We start from the raw sequence: 16,815 nt of genomic DNA, 5'->3' as shown, positions 1-16,815 counted from the left end.
GTCACCCCAGTCCCCGCACCATCCGACGAGCAGAGCGGAGCCAACGCCAGTGACGATGCCGCTGTACGCCTCACCCGAGCAGTTGATGCGCGAGCGTTCCGAGCTCGCGCGCAAGGGCATTGCCCGGGGCCGGAGCGTCGTCGTGCTCAAGTATCGCGGCGGCGTGTTGTTCGTCGCGGAGAACCCTTCGCCGATGCTGCACAAGGTTTCCGAGATCTACGACCGCATCGGGTTCGCCGCGGTCGGCAGGTACAGCGAGTTCGAAAGCCTTCGGCGCGGCGGGATCCGGCACGTGGATTTGCAGGGTTACCAGTACGACCGGCGCGATGTCAGCGCGAGGGCGCTGGCCAACGTCTACGCCCAGACCCTCAGCACGATCTTCACCGAACAGCTCAAGCCGTTCGAGGTCGAGTTGTGCGTGGCGCAGGTCGCCGCGAGTTCCGACGAGGACGAGCTGTACCGCCTCACCTACGACGGTTCGATCGTGGACGAGCCGAGGTTCGTCGTCATGGGCGGTCAGGCCGAGACGATCAGCAACAAGCTCAAGGACACCTTCGAGGTGGGCATGGAGCTCGCCGCCGCGCTGCGGGTGTCGACGGAGGCATTGCGCTCTCCCGGCAACGGCAACTCCGGCACCAACGGTGAGGGGGAGCCGGGCAAGCTTGAGGTCGCGGTACTGGACAGGGAACGACCTGGCCGCAAGTTCCGGCGCATCACCGGCGCCGCGCTCGAAGCGTTGATGCCCGCGAAGCAGGCCGCCTCCGACGGCGCGCAGGCGGACGAGGGCAAGTCCGAGGGCGACGCCGAACCGGTCGATGGCGGCGATGGCGCGGATGGCTCAGGCGGCTCTGACAGCAAGGAATCCGGAGACTAGCGCGGAATGGCCCGGGTAGCCGGGCTGTTCAGCTATCCCGTCAAGGGGTGCGCCCCCATGGTGCTCGCCGACGCGGTGGTGACCGCGGCGGGTCTCGCGCACGACCGGTCGTTCATGGTGGTCGGCGAGGACGGCGTTTTTCGCAGCCAGCGGCGGGATCCGCGGCTCGCGCTGATCAGGCCGACCGTGTCCGGCGAAGGCTCCCGCATGACGCTCGCGGCGGACGGGACCGGCGACGTGGTTTTCGACGTCGACGCCTCGGGGCCGAGGAGGGCGGTCGAGCTCTTCGGCGTGCCGATGCGTGGTATAGACCAAGGCGATGACGCGGCGGACTGGTTGTCCGCCGTGCTCGGCGTGGCGAGCAGGCTCGTCAGAGTGCCACCGGAACACGCGCGGGTCACCGACGGAAAAACACCCGGAACACCCGGAACATCCGGTTTCGCCGACAGCAGCGCGATTCACCTGCTGTCGGCCGCGTCGGTGCGGGGACTCGCCCGGCGGCTCGGTGAGCGGGGGCTGCCCGGCTTGCCCGTGAACCGGTTCCGGCCCAACATCCTCGTGGAGGGCTGGGAAGAACATCAGGAGGACGGCGTGCGCGGGTTTTCCGCCGGCTCCGCCGAATTCGGGTACACGAAGCCCGCGATCCGGTGTGCCGTCACCACGGTCGACCAGCACGCCGGTGTCCGGAAGGGGCCGGAGCCGCTGCGCACCCTCGCCACCTACCGCCGGATCGAGGGCGGCGTCGCGTTCGGAACGAAATTCGCCGTGCTGCGACAGGGAAAGGTGTCGGTCGGCGACGAGCTGATCGTGTCGGACCGGTCCGCTCAGAGCCGGTAGATCGTGAGCGCGCTCGGCCGCGACCGGAACCGGAACGCGCTGCCGAGCGCGCCGACCTCACCGTCGGTGGCGACCCTGCGATTGCCGTCGAGTAGCCGGACGTCCACGGAGGCGAGATCGTACTGCCGGTAGACATGGCTCGCGCTGAGCGTGTTGGTCAGGACCGCCGCGACGAACCTGGCCCTGGAGTAGGGCAGATCGGCGCGCAGATAGCGAACGTCGAGCAGACCGGTGTCCAGCGCGGGACGGTGTGTCGGCCAGAAGCCTTTCGGTGAATAGGTTCCGTTGCCGACGAAGATCATCCAGACGAGCGCGGGCTTGCCGTTGATCGTCACCCGAAGCGGGCGCGCGTAGCGCAGTGTCCTGACCATCGCGAGTACCGCGGAAGGCCATTTCGGGTGCCGTTGCTCGATCTTCTCCCGTAGCCGCACCATTTCCGGGTATCCGCCGAGACTCGCCGTGTTGACGAACCAGCGGCGGCCCGTGCCGTCGCCTCCACCGACCTCGACCTCGCCGAGATCGATGCCGACCGCCTTGCCAGCCTCGGTGGCGGCGTCGGCGTCCGGCATCGACCGCACGCCGACGTCGCGGGCGAAGTGGTTGAACGTACCGGTGGGGATCAGCGCCAGCGGCAGCGCGTGATCGGCCGCGACGGAGGCAACGGCGGCGACGGTGCCGTCTCCGCCCGCGACGGCGAGCGCTCTCACCTTCCCCTTGCGGCGGGTGATCTCCGCGTTGAGCTGGCCGCGGATGTCGACCCCGTTGTCGGGGTAGAGCAGCGTGGCTTTCGGCCAGGCGAACCGGACTTCCTCCGTCGGGTCGATGTCGGCATTGCCGGAGCCGGGGTTGACGACGGCGAGCATGTCCTCGCCGTCCTTCATGAGCGGCGCGTCCGCGCGGTGCGCGGTGAGTCCGTGCCCATCGGCGTGCAGGGGCCACCAGTGCCGGGTGGCGAGTCCCGCGGCGACCCCGATGAGCGCGCCCGCGCCGACGTCACTCGGCCAGTGGACGCCGGTGTGCACGCGGGAGTAGGCCACGGCGGCGGCCAGCGGAAGCACGGCCGCGCCCGCGGCGGGCGATTCCATGGTGACCGCCGTCACGAACGCGGCCGCCGACGCGGCGTGGCCGGAGGGGAACGACGAGGAGGTGGGGCGTTTCACGAGCCTGCGGGCTTCCGGCACGATCTCCGCCGCGGGCCTGCGCCGGGGAAACAGCGGCTTGCCGATCAGGTTGGCCGCCGCGCTCGCGCCGCCGATCGCGACGGCTCCGCGCAGCGCTCCCCGCCGGGAGGGGCCCTTGCGCAGGGCCAGCAGCGAGGCCACGACCCACCACAGGCTGCCCTTGTTGGCGGAACGGGACACGGCCGCGAGGACGGTGTCGGCGCGGCTGGCTGGGAGAGCTGCGCTGCGGGTCATGAGCCTGCGGTCGGTGTAACCGACCCGGCGCGGCCTCGACCAGCGCAGCCTCGATCCGAGGTGGGTCAACACGGTTAATCACGGTACCGACACCGTCTCGACACCGATTCCTTCACCGTAGTCAGGTCGTTAGCGCATACCCTTGGAGGATGCAGCGGCGGATCTTTGGGATCGAAACCGAGTTCGGGGTCACCTGCACCTTTCACGGGCAGCGCAGGTTGTCACCTGACGAAGTGGCACGGTATCTGTTCCGGCGAGTGGTGTCATGGGGCAGGTCGTCCAACGTGTTCCTGTCCAACGGCTCCCGGCTCTATCTCGACGTGGGTTCGCATCCGGAGTACGCGACCGCCGAGTGCGACGATCTGACTCAGCTCGTCACGCACGACAAAGCGGGCGAGCGCATCCTGGAAGACCTGCTCGTCGACGCGGAGCGGCGGCTGGCCGACGAAGGTATCGGCGGGGACATCTTCCTGTTCAAGAACAACACCGACTCGGCTGGCAATTCCTATGGTTGCCATGAGAACTACCTGGTCACCAGGGCGGGGGAGTTTTCGAGGATCGCCGACGTGCTGTTGCCGTTCCTGGTCACCAGACAGCTCATCTGCGGTGCGGGCAAGGTCCTGCAAACGCCGCGTGGCGCGGTGTACTGCCTTTCCCAGCGCGCCGAGCACATCTGGGAAGGCGTGTCGAGCGCGACGACGCGCTCGCGGCCGATCATCAACACCCGGGACGAACCGCACGCCGACGCCGAGCGGTACCGCAGGCTGCACGTCATCGTCGGCGACTCGAACATGGCCGAGCCGACGACGCTGCTCAAGGTCGGTGCCGCGCACCTGGTGCTGGAGATGATCGAGCAGGGTGTGCAGTTCAGGGACTTCACGCTGGACAACCCCATCAGGGCCATTCGCGAGATCAGCCACGACCTGACCGGCCGCCGCCAGGTGCGGCTCGCCGGCGGGAGGGAAGCCTCCGCGCTGGAGATCCAGCGGGAATATCACGCCCGCGCCGTGCAGCACGTCGAGGCGGGCGGCCCCAATCCCACCGCGGAGCGCGTGACCGAACTGTGGGGGAGGGCGCTGGACGCGGTGGAGCAGCAGGACTTTTCCAAGATCGACACCGAGGTGGACTGGGCCATCAAGCACAGGCTGGTCGAGCGCTACCGGGCCAAGCACGACCTGGATCTTTCCGACCCGAGGGTCGCGCAGCTCGACCTCGCCTACCACGACATCCGGCGCGGCAGGGGAGTGTTCGATCTGTTGCAGCGCAAGGGTCTCGTGCGCAGGGTGACCGACGACGGTGAGATCGAGCTGGCGAAGGACACTCCGCCGCAGACGACCAGGGCCAAGCTGCGCGGCGACTTCATCGCGGCTGCCCAGCAGGCGGGCAGGGACTTCACGGTCGACTGGGTGCACCTCAAGCTCAACGACCAGGCCCAGCGCACCGTGCTGTGCAAGGACCCGTTCCGGTCCGTCGACGAACGGGTCGAGCGGCTGATCAACTCGTTGTAGGCCGCGGCGCGCTGGGGAGACCTGACGAACGGCGAGAACGGGGCGAGTTAGGGTTGGCAGGGTGTCCACCGCCCGCGCCGAGCGCCTGGTCAACCTGGTGCTCGCTCTCCTTTCGACTCGGCAGTACCTGACTGCCGAGCGGATTCGTGGCATCGTCCCCGGTTACGCCGACGCGGCGACCGACGACGCGTTCTCCAGGATGTTCGAACGAGACAAGACCGAGCTTCGCGAACTGGGCATTCCGCTGGAGACCGGCCGGAACTCCACGTTCGATCCGGTCGAGGGCTACCGCATCGCGCGCCGCGACTACGAACTCGGCGAGATCGACCTCGCCCCCGACGAGGCGACCGCGGTCGCGCTCGCCGTGCGGCTGTGGGATTCGCCAGAGCTGACCGGGCAGGCCCACGGCGCCCTGGTGAAGCTGAGGGCGGCCGGCGTCGAGGTCGACGAGAACGCCTCGCCCGTCGTCGAGCCGCGCGTGCACACCGAGCCCGCCTTCGCGCCACTGCTCGCGGCGGTGCAAAGCGGCCAGGTCGTGCGATTCGACTACCGGCGCTCGGATTCCCCTGAGCGGCGCACCCGCACGCTGGAGCCGTGGGGCGTGGTGTCCTGGAAGGCGCGCTGGTACGTCGTCGGCCACGACCGCGACCGCAAGGCCCCCCGGTGTTTCCGGCTCTCCAGGATCACCGGTGAGGTCAGCACGGCTGGCAAGAAGGGCGAGGTGCGGCGCCCTCCCGGCGTGAACCTGCTCGAACTCGTGGCCACCGGTTCGAACGCCGAGACCTCGCCGATCGCGAAGGCGAAACTGTGGGTCGCCGAGGGGAGGGCGGCCGGAGTGCGCAGGCACGCCACCGTCGTCGGCGGCATGACCCTCGGCGGCGCCGGGGACGTCGCGGACGCCGGGGAGTACGGCGACATCGTGGAGATCGACCTGTACTACCCGGAAAGCGCGGCCGACTGGATCGCGGGCCACGGACCGGATGTGCTCGTGCTGGAACCGGATGTGCTCGCCAAAGCGGTGAGGGACCGGCTGGAACGCGTCGCGCAGGGGGAGCGGGCATGAGTGGCTCGACGGAGCGGCTGCCGAGACTGCTGGCGCTGGTGCCCTACCTGCTGGCGAGGCCGGGTATCAAGATCGAGCAGGCGGCCCAGGACTTCGACGTCAGCGCCAAGCAGTTGCGCAAGGACCTCGAACTGCTGTGGATGTGCGGCCTCCCCGGGTACGGGCCGGGCGACCTGATCGACCTGTTCTTCGACGGCGACACCGTGTCGGTCACCTTCGACGCGGGGATGAACCGGCCGCTGCGGCTGACCGGCGCGGAGGCGAGCGCGCTGGTGATCGCGCTGCGGGCACTCGCCGAAACGCCCGGTGTCGTCGACACCGCGGCCGTGCACAGGGCCATCGCCAAGATCGAGGCCGCGGCAGGCAACGCACAGCCTTCCGGTGTGGTGGTCGGAAGGGGAACGCGAGAGCGTGAGGCCACCGCGAAGACGAGGGAGACGCTGCGGGGCGCGCTCCAGGCTGGCCGTGCGCTGCGGATCCGCTACTACACGGCTTCGAGTGACCGGATGTCGGTGCGCACGGTCGACCCGATGCGATTGCTGATCGTGCAGGGCACCAGCTACCTGGAGGCGTGGTGCCGCAAGGCGGGAGACGTCCGGCTGTTCCGGCTGGACCGCATCGACGAGCTGACGGTGCTCGACGAGCGGGCCGACCCGCCGAAGGGGGCCCGGCCGACGGACCTTTCCTCGGGGGTGTTCTCTCCCCGGCCCGAACACGGCGAGGCGCAGCTCGTGCTGAGCAGGGACGCCAGGTGGGTGGCCGAGTACTACCCGTGCGAGGAGGTCGCCGAGCTCGACGGCGGTGAGCTGAGGGTGCGGATGCGATACGGCGACCAGTCCTGGATGCTGCGCCTCGTGCTGGGTCTCGGCGGCGACGTGCGAGTGGAACACCCGCCGGAACTGGCGACGGCGGTACGACAGCGGGCCGTCGACGCGCTGGCGCGGGCACGTCACCTTCCCGTCACCTTCGCCCAGTAAGCTGCACACGTGTTCTACGTGCTGAGCGCCTGCCTGGTCGCGCTCGGGATTCTCGTGCTCGTCGTCATCACGATTCGGTCGGCGAGGCTCTTGCGCCGGTACGGCCGTACGGCGAGCATGGTCTCGGCGAGTACGCACGACCAGCTCGGCCTGCTGAGAGCCAGGGTCGCGGCCGTCAAGGTCGCCATCGGGCAGCGGCGAGGTCGTTCACGCACGCACAATGGCTAAACCAGTACGATCGGTCGTGGAAAAGTAAGAAGGAGGCCACCGATGGGTGCACTGCAACCGTGGCACTTGATCATCTTGGTGCTTCTCGTGGTTGTACTGTTCGGCGCCAAGCGGCTTCCGGACGCCGCGAGGTCGATCGGCAAGTCGATGAAGATCTTCAAGGCCGAGACCAAGGACATGCGCGGCAGCGGAGAGTCCGAGCAGGAGGCGACCGACGCCGAGCCGAAGCAGCTCGCCACGCCACAGGTGACGACGAACGCGGCGGCTCCGGCTACTCCGGGAGCCGAGAAGGACCAGCAGCTTGCCGACCTCCAGCGGCAGCTCGACGAGCTCAAGAAGCAGCAGCCGGGCAGCGCCGCCGATCAGACTCAGCGGAACCCGAGCTGACCGAACCGCTGGGGCAGTGATCACTGGATAGCGAGAGAACGGACACTCTCCGTGGCGGAATCGTCCGGCACACGCGCGCGGCGCGGGGGTAAACGGCGTCATCGGAGCCGTCGGCACAATCCTGACGGCACGATGACACTCGTCGAGCACATCTACGAGTTCCGCCGCAGGCTGGGATATGCCCTGCTGGCGCTCGTCGCCGGCGGCATCATCGGGTTCATCTGGTTCCAGAACAGGGTCGGGCCGATTCCCTCACTCGGGGACATCGTGACCGGCCCCTACTGCGCCATCCCGCAGGGCCAGCGGTATCCCCCCGAAGGGCCGTGCCGGCTTCTGCAGACCGTGCCGTTCGAAGCCTTCATGATCCAGCTGAAGGTGGGCCTGACAGCGGGTGCGGTGTTGTTCGCCCCGCTGTGGCTCTACCAGCTCTGGGCCTTCATCGCGCCTGGTCTCTACTCCAAGGAACGCAAGTACGCGCTGACCTTCGTCGGGTTCGCCAGCGTGCTGTTCGCGCTCGGCGCGTGCCTGGCCTACTTCATGACACCGCACGCGCTGGAGTTGCTGACGAACTTCGGCGGCGGGTCCTTCACCACCTGGTTCACCGGTGACAAGTACATCTCCTTCGTACTGTCGCTGTTGCTGATCTTCGGCGTGAGCTTCGAGTTGCCGTTGCTGATCATCATGCTCAACCGGGTCGGCGTGGTCAGATACGACCAGATGAAGAAGTGGCGAAGGGGCATCATCTTCGCGCTCTTCGTGTTCGCCGCCTTCGTCACGCCTGCCGACCCGTTCTCGATGCTCGCGCTGGCCTTCGCGCTGACCCTGCTGTTCGAGTTCGCGTTGCAGATCACCAGATTGCACGACCGCAAGCGCGACCGGCTGCGTGCCGACGAGGGCTGGGACAAGCTCGACGACGACGAGGCGGCTCCGTTCAACTACACGCCGAGTTCCGTCGGCGACGACTCCGCTCAGGGCAAGCAACGCCCGGCAAGCACCGACGACATCACCTGACCTCGGGGCTGACACGGGCATGGGGATACGTGCGGCGCTCGCGGTGCATCCCGACTCGGGAAGGGGCGCGGCGGCACGGATCGCGGACGCCGTCGCCGCGAGGTTGCGGACCGAGGTCGACCGGCTCGACCTGCTCGCGGCCAACACGGTCGAGCAATCGCGCGCGCTGATGACCGATTCGCGGGCGGCGGGGCTCGATGTGCTGATCGTGCTCGGCGGTGACGGCGCCGTCCACCAGGCGGTCCAGTTCTGCGCCGGAACCGATGTCGCGCTGGGCATCGTCCCCTCAGGTACGGGCAACGACCTCGCGAGGGCGCTCGGTGTCCCCGCCAGTCCCGATGCCGCCGCCGACGCGGTCGCAGGGGCATTGCGCTCGGGTTCGCGCCGCCGGATCGACCTCGGCAGAACCGGAGACGGGACCTGGTTCGGCACCGTGCTGTGCTCGGGATTCGACGCCGCCGTCAACGCGCGAGCCAACCGGATGCGATGGCCCGAGGGGCCTCGCCGCTACGACCTCGCCGTCGTCGCCGAACTCGCGGCGCTGCGGCCGGGCAGGCTCACCCTCGACACCGGCAGCGAACGCTGGCATGGCGAGGCCATCCTCGCCGCCGTCGGCAACACCGGCTGGTACGGCGGCGGGATCCCGATCTGTCCTTCGGCGAGCCCCGATGACGGTGTATTCGACGTGACCGTCGTCGGCAAGGTGCCCCGCAGGACACTCGCGCGATTGCTGCCGAGCCTGCGCAGCGGCAAACACGTCCACCATCCCGCGGTGCGCACGCTGCGTGCCCGCTCGGTGGAACTGTCCTGCGACGGCTGGCCCGCCTACGCCGACGGCGAATCACTCGGCACGTTGCCCAAGCGCGTCACCTGCGTCCCCGGTGCGCTGACCGTCCTCGGTCAGGCCAGCGGCTGACCGCGCTCCTCATCGCCAAGCGCGGCCCACCGCAGCCGCTCCCGCTTCGCCTTCGGCAGCCCGGCGACCACCAGGTCGTAGGAATCCTCGATCAGCTCGCGGACCAGAGTGTCCGGCACCGACCCATCGAGCAGGACGGTGTTCCAGTGCCGCTTGTTGAGGTGATAGCCACCGGTGATCGCGGGGTGGGTCGCACGCAACTGGAGAGCGATCTCGGGATCGCACTTGAGGCTGACCCGCAGCGGATGGCCCGGCAGCCTGCTGAGCGCGAAAATCTTTCCTCCCACCTTGAACACGCTGTTGTCCTCGCCGAAGGGGAATTCCTCGGTGGAACCCGCCAGCGCGAGACAAGCTGCTCTCAGCTCCCGTGGCTTCACCAAGGCAGTTTCGCACGCCGGCTAGCGCCCCCGGCCTTCCCTCGCCGCGAGCCCGTCGAGCATGAGACCCAGTCCGAACTCGAATCGCTCAATCGGTTCGCGGGCGAGGAGATCGTCGGCCATCGCGACCGTGTGCGGAAACCGCTCGGCCGGCAGGTTCCGCAGGTAGCCGCCCACCTGCTCCCTGCCTGCCGGATCGCCCGGGTACAGCGCACCGTCCAGTACGTCGGCGGCGACATAGAGCACGAGGCGGTCGGCGGTGAGCGCGCACACTCTCGGCCGGAAGCCCGCGCTCAGCATGATGTCGAGGATCGCCTCGCCGACCCTGAGGCCGTTGGGGCCGGTCGGCGCACCGAGCATGGCGACCCTGGCGATGCCCGCGTGGGTGGTCAGCGCCCTGCGGATCTCCAGTGCGAGCGCCCTCAGTTCCAGTCGCCACCCGCCGGGTATCCGCCTGGGGAGCGCGATTTCGCCGAACACGCGCTCCAGTAGCAGGTCGAGCAGTTCGCTCTTGTCCGCGACGTGGGCGTAAAGCGAGGCCGGGCCGGTGCCGAGTTCCTGTGCGGTGCCGCGCATGCTGACCGCCGCGAGCCCGTCCCTGTCGAGCACGGTGAGCGCGGCGTCCACGATCGACTCCTGGGACAGCGGCTGCCGAGGGAGCCGCCTCGGGGCTTTCGCCTTCGTCCGCCACGGCGGCTGGGCTGTCTGGGCTGTCACCGCTTTGCTGAATTCCACGTCGTGCTTCTCGCTTTCGGTACCGGCGTCGGTTCCCACGTCATCCCGCACCCGCGCGACGAACGGGAGACGGTGACGAACGGCAGTTTAGAACGAACGGTGATCGTCGCGAATCGACGTGGAGATCACCTGCCGCATGCGGGCCGGACGGACGATGTGGAACCCTGACGCCGTGGACCAAGCCAGCTCGCCCACGCCGGCCGAGGCGTATCAAGCCGCTCGCCGCAGGGGCAGGTACCCGCAGCTCACCCGTTTCTCAGGGGAGGTTTCCTTCGAGTTCGACGACTTCCAGACGCGTGGCTGTCAGGCGCTGGAGGACGGGCACGGCGTGCTGGTCTGCGCGCCGACGGGCGCCGGCAAGACGGTCGTCGGCGAGTTCGCCGTGCACCTGGCGCTGGCGGAAGGCCGCAAGTGCTTCTACACGACACCCATCAAGGCGCTGTCCAACCAGAAGTACGCCGACCTGACCTCGCGCTACGGTCCCGACCAGGTCGGGCTGCTCACCGGTGACACCGCGATCAACGGCAACGCGCAGATCGTCGTGATGACCACCGAGGTACTGCGCAACATGCTCTACGCGGGCTCCTCGGCGTTGCACGACCTCGGCTACGTGGTGATGGACGAGATCCACTATCTCGCCGACCGGTTCCGCGGCGCCGTATGGGAGGAGGTCATCCTCCACCTGCCGGAGTACGTGCGCGTCGTGGGTTTGTCCGCGACCGTGAGCAACGCGGAGGAATTCGGGGAATGGCTCGTCGAGGTTCGTGGCGACACCACCGTCGTCGTCGACGAGCACCGACCGGTTCCGCTGTGGCAGCACATGCTCGTCGGCAACCGGATGTTCGACCTGTTCGCGGGTGAACGCGACGACGGGCCTGGCGAGAAGAACGGCGAGGCCACGATCAACCCGATGCTGCTGCGCAGGGCCGAGGACATGGGGCGCATGCACGCACCGGCGGGTCTGCGCGGCAGAGGAAGAGGAAGGGGCCAGGGGGCCAGGGTGCCCCGGTTCCGGCCACCGTCGCGGGTCGACATGATCGACCGGCTCGACAACGCGGCATTGCTGCCCGCGATCGTGTTCATCTTCTCGCGGGCGGGCTGCGACGCCGCCGTCACGCAGTGCGTGCGGTCGGGACTGCGGCTCAACACACCCGAGGAGATCGCCGAGGTCCGGCGCGTCGTGGACGAGCGCACCGCGGAACTGCCGGAATCGGATCTCGGCGTGCTCGGCTACTGGGAGTGGCGCGAGGCCCTTGAACAGGGCATCGCCGCTCACCACGCCGGGTTGCTGCCCGCGTTCAAGGAGACGGTGGAGGAACTGTTCGTCCGCGGCCTCGTCAAGGTCGTCTTCGCGACCGAGACGCTGGCACTGGGCATCAACATGCCCGCCCGCACCGTCGTGCTCGAACGGCTCGTCAAGTACAACGGCGAGGCCCACGTCGACCTCACACCCGGCGAGTACACGCAACTCACCGGAAGGGCGGGAAGGCGGGGGATCGACATCGAGGGTCACGCGGTGGTCGTGTGGCAGCCGGGAGTCGATCCGAGGCAGGTCGCCGGGCTCGCCTCGACGCGTACCTATCCGCTGCGCTCCTCCTTCCGGCCCGGCTACAACATGGCCATCAACCTGGTCGGCCAGTTCGGCACCGAACAGGCCCGCGATCTGCTTGAGCAGTCGTTCGCCCAGTTCCAGGCCGACCGCTCGGTGGTTGGCACGGCCCGCCGCATCGAGCGGAACAAGGAAGCGCTCACCGGCTACGCCGACGCCGTGAGCGGCGACTTCGACGACCTGCTGTCCTACGTGGAGCTGCGCAAACGGGTCTCGGAAAGGGAAAAACTGCTCGCGAGGCAGAACTCGGCGACCCGCAGGGCCCAGACGGCGGAATCCCTCGGCAAGCTGCGCAAGGGCGACGTGATCTCGGTACCTCAGGGCCGGAGGGCGGGACTCGCCGTCGTCGTGGACCCCGGACTCGATCCGATTCACGAACCCCGCCCCGTCGTGGTGACGGAGGACCGCTGGTCGGGACCGCTTTCGGTGTCCGATTTCCCGGCTCCCGTCGAATCGCTCGGCACCGTCAGACTGCCGAAGCACGTGGAATTGCGCTCTCCGAAGACGCGCCGTGACATCGCCTCCTCGCTGCGCAACACCGGGATCACCAGGCCACCCCGCGAACGCAGGAGGTCGGGAGCCAACGAGGATGCCGAACTGGCCACGCTGCGAGCCGAATTGCGCGAGCATCCCGCGCACGGGCTCGCTGACAGGGAAGCCAGCCTGCGCTGGGTCGAGCGTTATCAGCGGCTGGCCGGGGAGACCGCGCACCTCGAACGCAAGGTGGCGGCAACGACGCACTCGCTGGCGAGGGCCTTCGACCGCATCAGGGCGCTCCTCGCCGAGCGCGGCTATTTCACCGCCGAGGACGTCGTCACCGAGCACGGCCGGATGCTCTCGCGGCTCTACAGCGAATCGGATCTGCTCGCGGCCGAATGCATCCGGCACGGGATCTGGAACGGGCTGACGCCGCCCGAGCTTTCCGCCGTGGTGTCGGTGCTGGTCTACGAGGCGCGCAGGGACGCAGCCGCCGAGCCCCGGCTGCCCTCCGGTGGCGTGCCGAAGGCGTGGCAGGAGACCGCCCGCCTGTGGACCGAACTCGTCGAGGACGAGCGAAGGCACCGGCTCACGCGGACCAGGGAACCGGACGCGGGTTTCGCGTGGCCGGTGTATCGCTGGTCGCGCGGCGAATCGCTGGAGAAGGTGCTCACCGCCGCCGAGGCCAACGGGCAGGAACTGTCCGCCGGTGACTTCGTTCGCTGGTCGCGGCAGGTGATCGACCTGCTCGACCAGATCAAGGACGTCCTCGGAAGGGACCATCCGGTCGGTGCCGTCGCGGCCAAGGCGGTCAAGACGCTGCGCCGTGGCGTGGTCGCGGCGGGCGACGTGTGACGGTCGAGTGTGATCTCGTGCCTGCCCGGTAGGTGTGCTGGACTGCGCGCTGTGGTTGGATCGCCGACGACGCCCCGGCATTTTCTCGCGGCGCGGGGACCAGACGTATAGGTGAATTGGCGGAGGCAACACGATGAGCACGCCGTACGGAGGCAACGACCCTCAGCAGTGGGGGCAGCAGCAGCCGGGGCCCCCGTCCGGTGGGTTCCCCCAGCAAGGCGGCTACCCGCAGCAACCAGGCTATGGCCAGCAAGGCCAGCAAGGTCAGCAGGGCTACGACCCGAACACCTACGGGCAGCAACCGGGTTACGGCCAGCAGCCCGGCTATGGCCAGCAGGGCCAGCAACAGCAGCCCGGATACGGCCAGCAGCCTGGGTACGGGCAGGGCCAGCCGCAGCAGCCGGGATACGGCCAGCAGCCCGGGTACGACCCGAACACCTTGGGCCAGCAGGGCCAGTACGGCCAACAGCCGCAACAGACACAGCAATCGCCGTACGGGCAGCAGCCCGGCTACGACCCCACCCAGTTCGGCCAGCAGCCTTACGGGCAACAGCAGTTCGGCGCGCAGCAGCCGAAATCCGGCGGCGGCAAAGGCTTGTGGATCGGGGTCAGCGGGCTCGTGCTCGTCGTCGCGGCCGCCGCGGTTGCCCTGTTCCTGTGGCCGGGTTTCCTGGTCACCAAGGTCTTCGACAACACGCAGATGGCCGAGGACGTGCAGAAGGTCCTCACCGACAGCTACGGCGTCGAAGGCATCGAATCGGTGACCTGCCCCGCCGACCAGGAAGTCAAGAAGGACAACTCGTTCCAGTGCCAGGTCATGGTCAACGGTGAGCAGCAGACCGTCACCATCACCGCCAAGGACGACGAGGCGCACTACGAGGTCGGTCAACTGGAGGCGCCGGGTAATTGAGTGGCACACGCGCCCTCACCCGGCGAGCATCGTTGTCATGAGCGACCTTGTGACCCGCGTACTGCGTGACGACGAACTGCGCGCCGCGAACACGTTGTTCCGTGCCTCCCTGCACGTGCCTCCGGTGAAGGACGAGGAGTGGGTGACGACCCACCGGGGTTACCAGCCGGAGCGCACTCTCGGGGTCTTCGACGAAGCCCTGATCGGCACCGCGAAGTCGACCGACGCGCTGCTTCGGGTCCCGGGTGGTGCCGACGTCCCGCTGGCCGCTGTCACCGGCGTCGGGGTCAGGGCCGACCGCACCCGCCGTGGAGTGCTGACGAGCCTCATGCGGGCACAGTTCGCCGATTTCGCCGAGCGCGGGATAGTCGCGGCCGCCCTGCACGCCAGCGAGGGCGTCATCTACGGCCGGTTCGGTTACGGCGTCGGCACCCTCATGCGCTCGTACAAGGTGCGGCGCCTCGCCGCGCGGCTGCGATCGGACCTTCCCACGAGCGGGGAGATCGAACTACTAGACATCGACGCGGCGCTGAACAGGCTGCCCGGCAGCTACGCCGGACTTCCGTTGCGGCCCGGCATGATGAGCAGGCCCCAGCACTGGTGGTACGCCGTCGAACGGGGACTCAGAGCAAGCGAGGAACCGGTCGTGACCGCCGTGCACCACGGCCCGGACGGCATCGACGGCTTCGTCGTGTACCGGGTCGTCAGGACACCGGGAAGCGACGGCACGCTGAAGGTGGACGACCTGCACTACGGCACACCGGAGGCGTTCGCGGGCCTGTGGCGGTTCCTGCTCGGAGTCGATCTCGTCGACGAGATCCAGGTCGGCTACGGCCCGGTCACCGAGCCGGTGGAACTGCTGTTCACCGATCCGAGGATGTGCACGGTGACCGAGGTCGAGGACGACACCTGGGTGCGCCTGGTCGATGTCGAGGCGGCGCTGCTGGCGCGTGAGCGGGCAGCTGGGCCACTCGTCATCGAGGTCGACGACCCGTTCCTCCCTCACAACGCGGGCCGGTATCTGATCACGCCCGACGAGGTGTCGCGGACCGAGCGCGACGCCCAGCTGCGGATGGGCGCCGACACGCTCGCCATGGCCTACCTCGGCGCGTGGCTTCCCTCCTCGCTTGCGGCGACCGGCAGGATCAGGGTGAGCGATCCCGGCGCGGTGGCGGTCGCCGACGACCTGTTCGGTGCTCGCTCCACACCGTGGTGCGGTACGTTCTTCTGACCTGTGGACGATCAACTTCTCGGGGTGTCCGGTTTTGCGGGTACGTGGTGTGCTGGTTGCAGCGGTGTCGTGCGGATTCCTGCTGCTCGGCGCGTGTGACAACGGTGGCGGTGACAGCGGCGGCAGCGGCGAGGACGCTGGGACGGGTGCGCGGGAGAGCACCGGGAGCAGACCCTCCGGCACGAGCGCGCCCGCCGTCACCTCCGGCACCGAGACCGGCGTCGCACCGGTGACCAGGGTCTTCGATCCGGAAACGATGCGCACGTCGGTGCTTCAGGTGCTGGAGGACGGTTACCGCGTCGCCGACATCGAGGACGTCACCTGTCCCGCCGACCAGCCCGTCGAGGTCGGCACCACGTTCGACTGCACGGCCAGGATCGCGGGCCAGGACGTCCCCGTGCCCATCGCCGTCAACACCGAAGAAGGGCAGTACGAGGTCGGCCAGCCAGCCGAGGTCAGTGGCCCAACGCCGTGAGCAGCCTCGGCACCGAACCGCCGAGGTTCCAGCGCCGGGCGAGTTCGGTGAGCCGGTCCGGGTCGGCTGCCGACGGCGACAGCCGGTCGTCGCCAGAGAACTCGACCGGCGCGTCGGGAGCCACCCTGACGACGGTCGGCGCCACGGCGAGGTAGTCGGCCGCCTCGTTGAGCCGGGTCCGGGTCTTCAGCGGCAGCTCGGTGCTTTCCGCCTCGGCCGCGGCTACGAGTGTTTCCAGCGAGCCGAACTGGGTGATCAGCTTCGCCGCGGTCTTCTCCCCGATGCCGGCGACTCCAGGCAGGCCGTCGGAAGGGTCGCCGCGCAGCATGGACATGTCGGCGTAGCCGGGGCCCGCCGCCGTCACCGGGATGCCGTACTTCGCGGCCACCTCTGCCGGTCCGAGCACCTCGGCCTTGGCCCAGCCCTTGCCGACGTAGATGACCGAGGCCGGGGTCGGTTCGGTGCGCACGAGCTGGAACAGGTCGCGGTCGCCGGTGATGATCTCGACGGGGTCGGTCTTCTCCCTGATCGTGAGGGTGCCGATAACGTCGTCGGCCTCGAAGCCCCTCGCCAGCGCGGTCGCGAGGCCGGCCGCCTCAAGCACCTCAAGGATGATCGGGATCTGCGGCGTCAGCGTGTCCGGCACCTCTTCGACATCGACGCCATCGGAAGGGGCCGTTTCCACCACCCTGTGCGCCTTGTAGCTGGGCAGGGCGTCGACCCGGAACTGTGGCCGCCAGTCCGCGTCGAGGCAGGCCACGAGCCTGCCAGGTCCGCGATCGGTGATGATCCTGGCGATGGTGTCGGTGAACCCGCGGACGGCGTTGACCGGGGTGCCGTCCGGCGCGGTGAGGGAGTCCGGCAGCGCGAAGTACGAGCGGAAGTACAGGCTCGCGGCGTCGAGTAGCGCCAAGGGTGCGGTGGTCACCC

Annotated in this window: 17 protein-coding genes; 13 read left to right on the top strand and 4 right to left on the bottom strand. The window is 68.8% G+C overall.

Going from position 1 to position 16,815, the window contains the following annotated elements; all coding sequences use genetic code 11:
• Nucleotides 1-49 precede the first annotated feature (49 nt).
• Both prcA and BAY61_RS16965 read left to right on the top strand, forming a co-directional pair.
• Complete coding sequence (gene prcA, locus BAY61_RS16970; protein ID WP_091805031.1) at nt 50-874, top strand: proteasome subunit alpha; 825 nt, start codon at nt 50-52, stop codon at nt 872-874.
• Between the two features lie 6 nt (nt 875-880).
• Nucleotides 881-1,711 (top strand): MOSC domain-containing protein, encoded by an 831-nt coding sequence (locus BAY61_RS16965; protein ID WP_091805030.1) that lies wholly within the window; start codon nt 881-883, stop codon nt 1,709-1,711.
• Here BAY61_RS16965 and BAY61_RS16960 read toward each other — a convergent pair.
• Nucleotides 1,699-3,126, bottom strand: coding sequence for a bifunctional phosphatase PAP2/diacylglycerol kinase family protein (locus BAY61_RS16960; RefSeq protein ID WP_091805333.1), 1,428 nt, complete (start codon nt 3,124-3,126; stop codon nt 1,699-1,701). The genes BAY61_RS16965 and BAY61_RS16960 overlap by 13 nt on opposite strands.
• Nucleotides 3,127-3,275: 149 nt before the next feature.
• Between BAY61_RS16960 and pafA the strand changes: the two genes are divergently transcribed.
• The 7 genes from pafA to BAY61_RS16925 all read left to right on the top strand — a co-directional run bounded on the left by pafA (nt 3,276) and on the right by BAY61_RS16925 (nt 9,216).
• A complete protein-coding gene (gene pafA, locus BAY61_RS16955) occupies nt 3,276-4,634 on the top strand; it encodes a Pup--protein ligase (RefSeq protein WP_091805028.1) in 1,359 nt (452 codons plus the stop codon).
• A gap of 61 nt (nt 4,635-4,695) precedes the next feature.
• Nucleotides 4,696-5,697: a helix-turn-helix transcriptional regulator gene (locus BAY61_RS16950; protein WP_091805026.1), complete on the top strand. Its 1,002-nt coding sequence runs from the start codon at nt 4,696-4,698 to the stop codon at nt 5,695-5,697.
• Nucleotides 5,694-6,674, top strand: coding sequence for a helix-turn-helix transcriptional regulator (locus tag BAY61_RS16945; RefSeq protein ID WP_091805024.1), 981 nt, complete (start codon nt 5,694-5,696; stop codon nt 6,672-6,674). Before BAY61_RS16950 ends, BAY61_RS16945 begins: the two co-directional genes overlap by 4 nt.
• Nucleotides 6,675-6,683: 9 nt before the next feature.
• Complete coding sequence (locus BAY61_RS16940; RefSeq protein ID WP_091805022.1) at nt 6,684-6,902, top strand: bacteriophage holin; 219 nt, start codon at nt 6,684-6,686, stop codon at nt 6,900-6,902.
• Between the two features lie 42 nt (nt 6,903-6,944).
• On the top strand, nt 6,945-7,289 hold the full coding sequence (gene tatA / locus BAY61_RS16935) for a Sec-independent protein translocase subunit TatA (protein WP_091805020.1): 345 nt from the start codon (nt 6,945-6,947) through the stop codon (nt 7,287-7,289).
• Between the two features lie 51 nt (nt 7,290-7,340).
• Nucleotides 7,341-8,300, top strand: coding sequence for a twin-arginine translocase subunit TatC (gene tatC, locus BAY61_RS16930; RefSeq protein WP_091805018.1), 960 nt, complete (start codon nt 7,341-7,343; stop codon nt 8,298-8,300).
• A 19-nt stretch (nt 8,301-8,319) separates the two neighbouring features.
• Nucleotides 8,320-9,216: a diacylglycerol/lipid kinase family protein gene (locus BAY61_RS16925; RefSeq protein WP_091805016.1), complete on the top strand. Its 897-nt coding sequence runs from the start codon at nt 8,320-8,322 to the stop codon at nt 9,214-9,216.
• On the opposite strand, the gene BAY61_RS16920 is transcribed toward BAY61_RS16925, so the two are convergent.
• Both BAY61_RS16920 and BAY61_RS16915 read right to left on the bottom strand, forming a co-directional pair.
• The gene (locus BAY61_RS16920) at nt 9,201-9,593 is read right to left on the bottom strand and encodes an MmcQ/YjbR family DNA-binding protein (RefSeq protein ID WP_091805331.1); all 393 of its coding nucleotides are present in this window, start codon (nt 9,591-9,593) and stop codon (nt 9,201-9,203) included. The two genes, BAY61_RS16925 and BAY61_RS16920, sit on opposite strands and share 16 nt — an antisense overlap.
• Before the next feature lie 21 nt (nt 9,594-9,614).
• Nucleotides 9,615-10,367, bottom strand: coding sequence for a TetR/AcrR family transcriptional regulator (locus tag BAY61_RS16915; RefSeq protein WP_211323583.1), 753 nt, complete (start codon nt 10,365-10,367; stop codon nt 9,615-9,617).
• Nucleotides 10,368-10,500: 133 nt separating this feature from the next.
• Between BAY61_RS16915 and BAY61_RS16910 the strand changes: the two genes are divergently transcribed.
• The 4 genes from BAY61_RS16910 to BAY61_RS16895 all read left to right on the top strand — a co-directional run bounded on the left by BAY61_RS16910 (nt 10,501) and on the right by BAY61_RS16895 (nt 15,885).
• Nucleotides 10,501-13,269: a DEAD/DEAH box helicase gene (locus tag BAY61_RS16910; RefSeq protein ID WP_170140205.1), complete on the top strand. Its 2,769-nt coding sequence runs from the start codon at nt 10,501-10,503 to the stop codon at nt 13,267-13,269.
• A gap of 133 nt (nt 13,270-13,402) precedes the next feature.
• Nucleotides 13,403-14,179 (top strand): DUF4333 domain-containing protein, encoded by a 777-nt coding sequence (locus BAY61_RS16905; protein ID WP_091805014.1) that lies wholly within the window; start codon nt 13,403-13,405, stop codon nt 14,177-14,179.
• 37 nt (nt 14,180-14,216) lie between these two features.
• Nucleotides 14,217-15,410: a GNAT family N-acetyltransferase gene (locus BAY61_RS16900; RefSeq protein WP_091805012.1), complete on the top strand. Its 1,194-nt coding sequence runs from the start codon at nt 14,217-14,219 to the stop codon at nt 15,408-15,410.
• Nucleotides 15,411-15,459: 49 nt separating this feature from the next.
• On the top strand, nt 15,460-15,885 hold the full coding sequence (locus BAY61_RS16895) for a DUF4333 domain-containing protein (RefSeq protein WP_143021378.1): 426 nt from the start codon (nt 15,460-15,462) through the stop codon (nt 15,883-15,885).
• Here BAY61_RS16895 and BAY61_RS16890 read toward each other — a convergent pair.
• The gene (locus tag BAY61_RS16890) at nt 15,866-16,813 is read right to left on the bottom strand and encodes a 5'-3' exonuclease (RefSeq protein ID WP_091805008.1); all 948 of its coding nucleotides are present in this window, start codon (nt 16,811-16,813) and stop codon (nt 15,866-15,868) included. The genes BAY61_RS16895 and BAY61_RS16890 overlap by 20 nt on opposite strands.
• Nucleotides 16,814-16,815: the final 2 nt, after the last annotated feature.

Origin of the sequence: Prauserella marina (assembly GCF_002240355.1) — a bacterium.
Lineage (GTDB): Bacteria > Actinomycetota > Actinomycetes > Mycobacteriales > Pseudonocardiaceae > Prauserella_A > Prauserella_A marina.
Note: the sequence above shows the minus strand (reverse complement) of the source record. Positions and strands in the feature narration are given on the sequence as shown.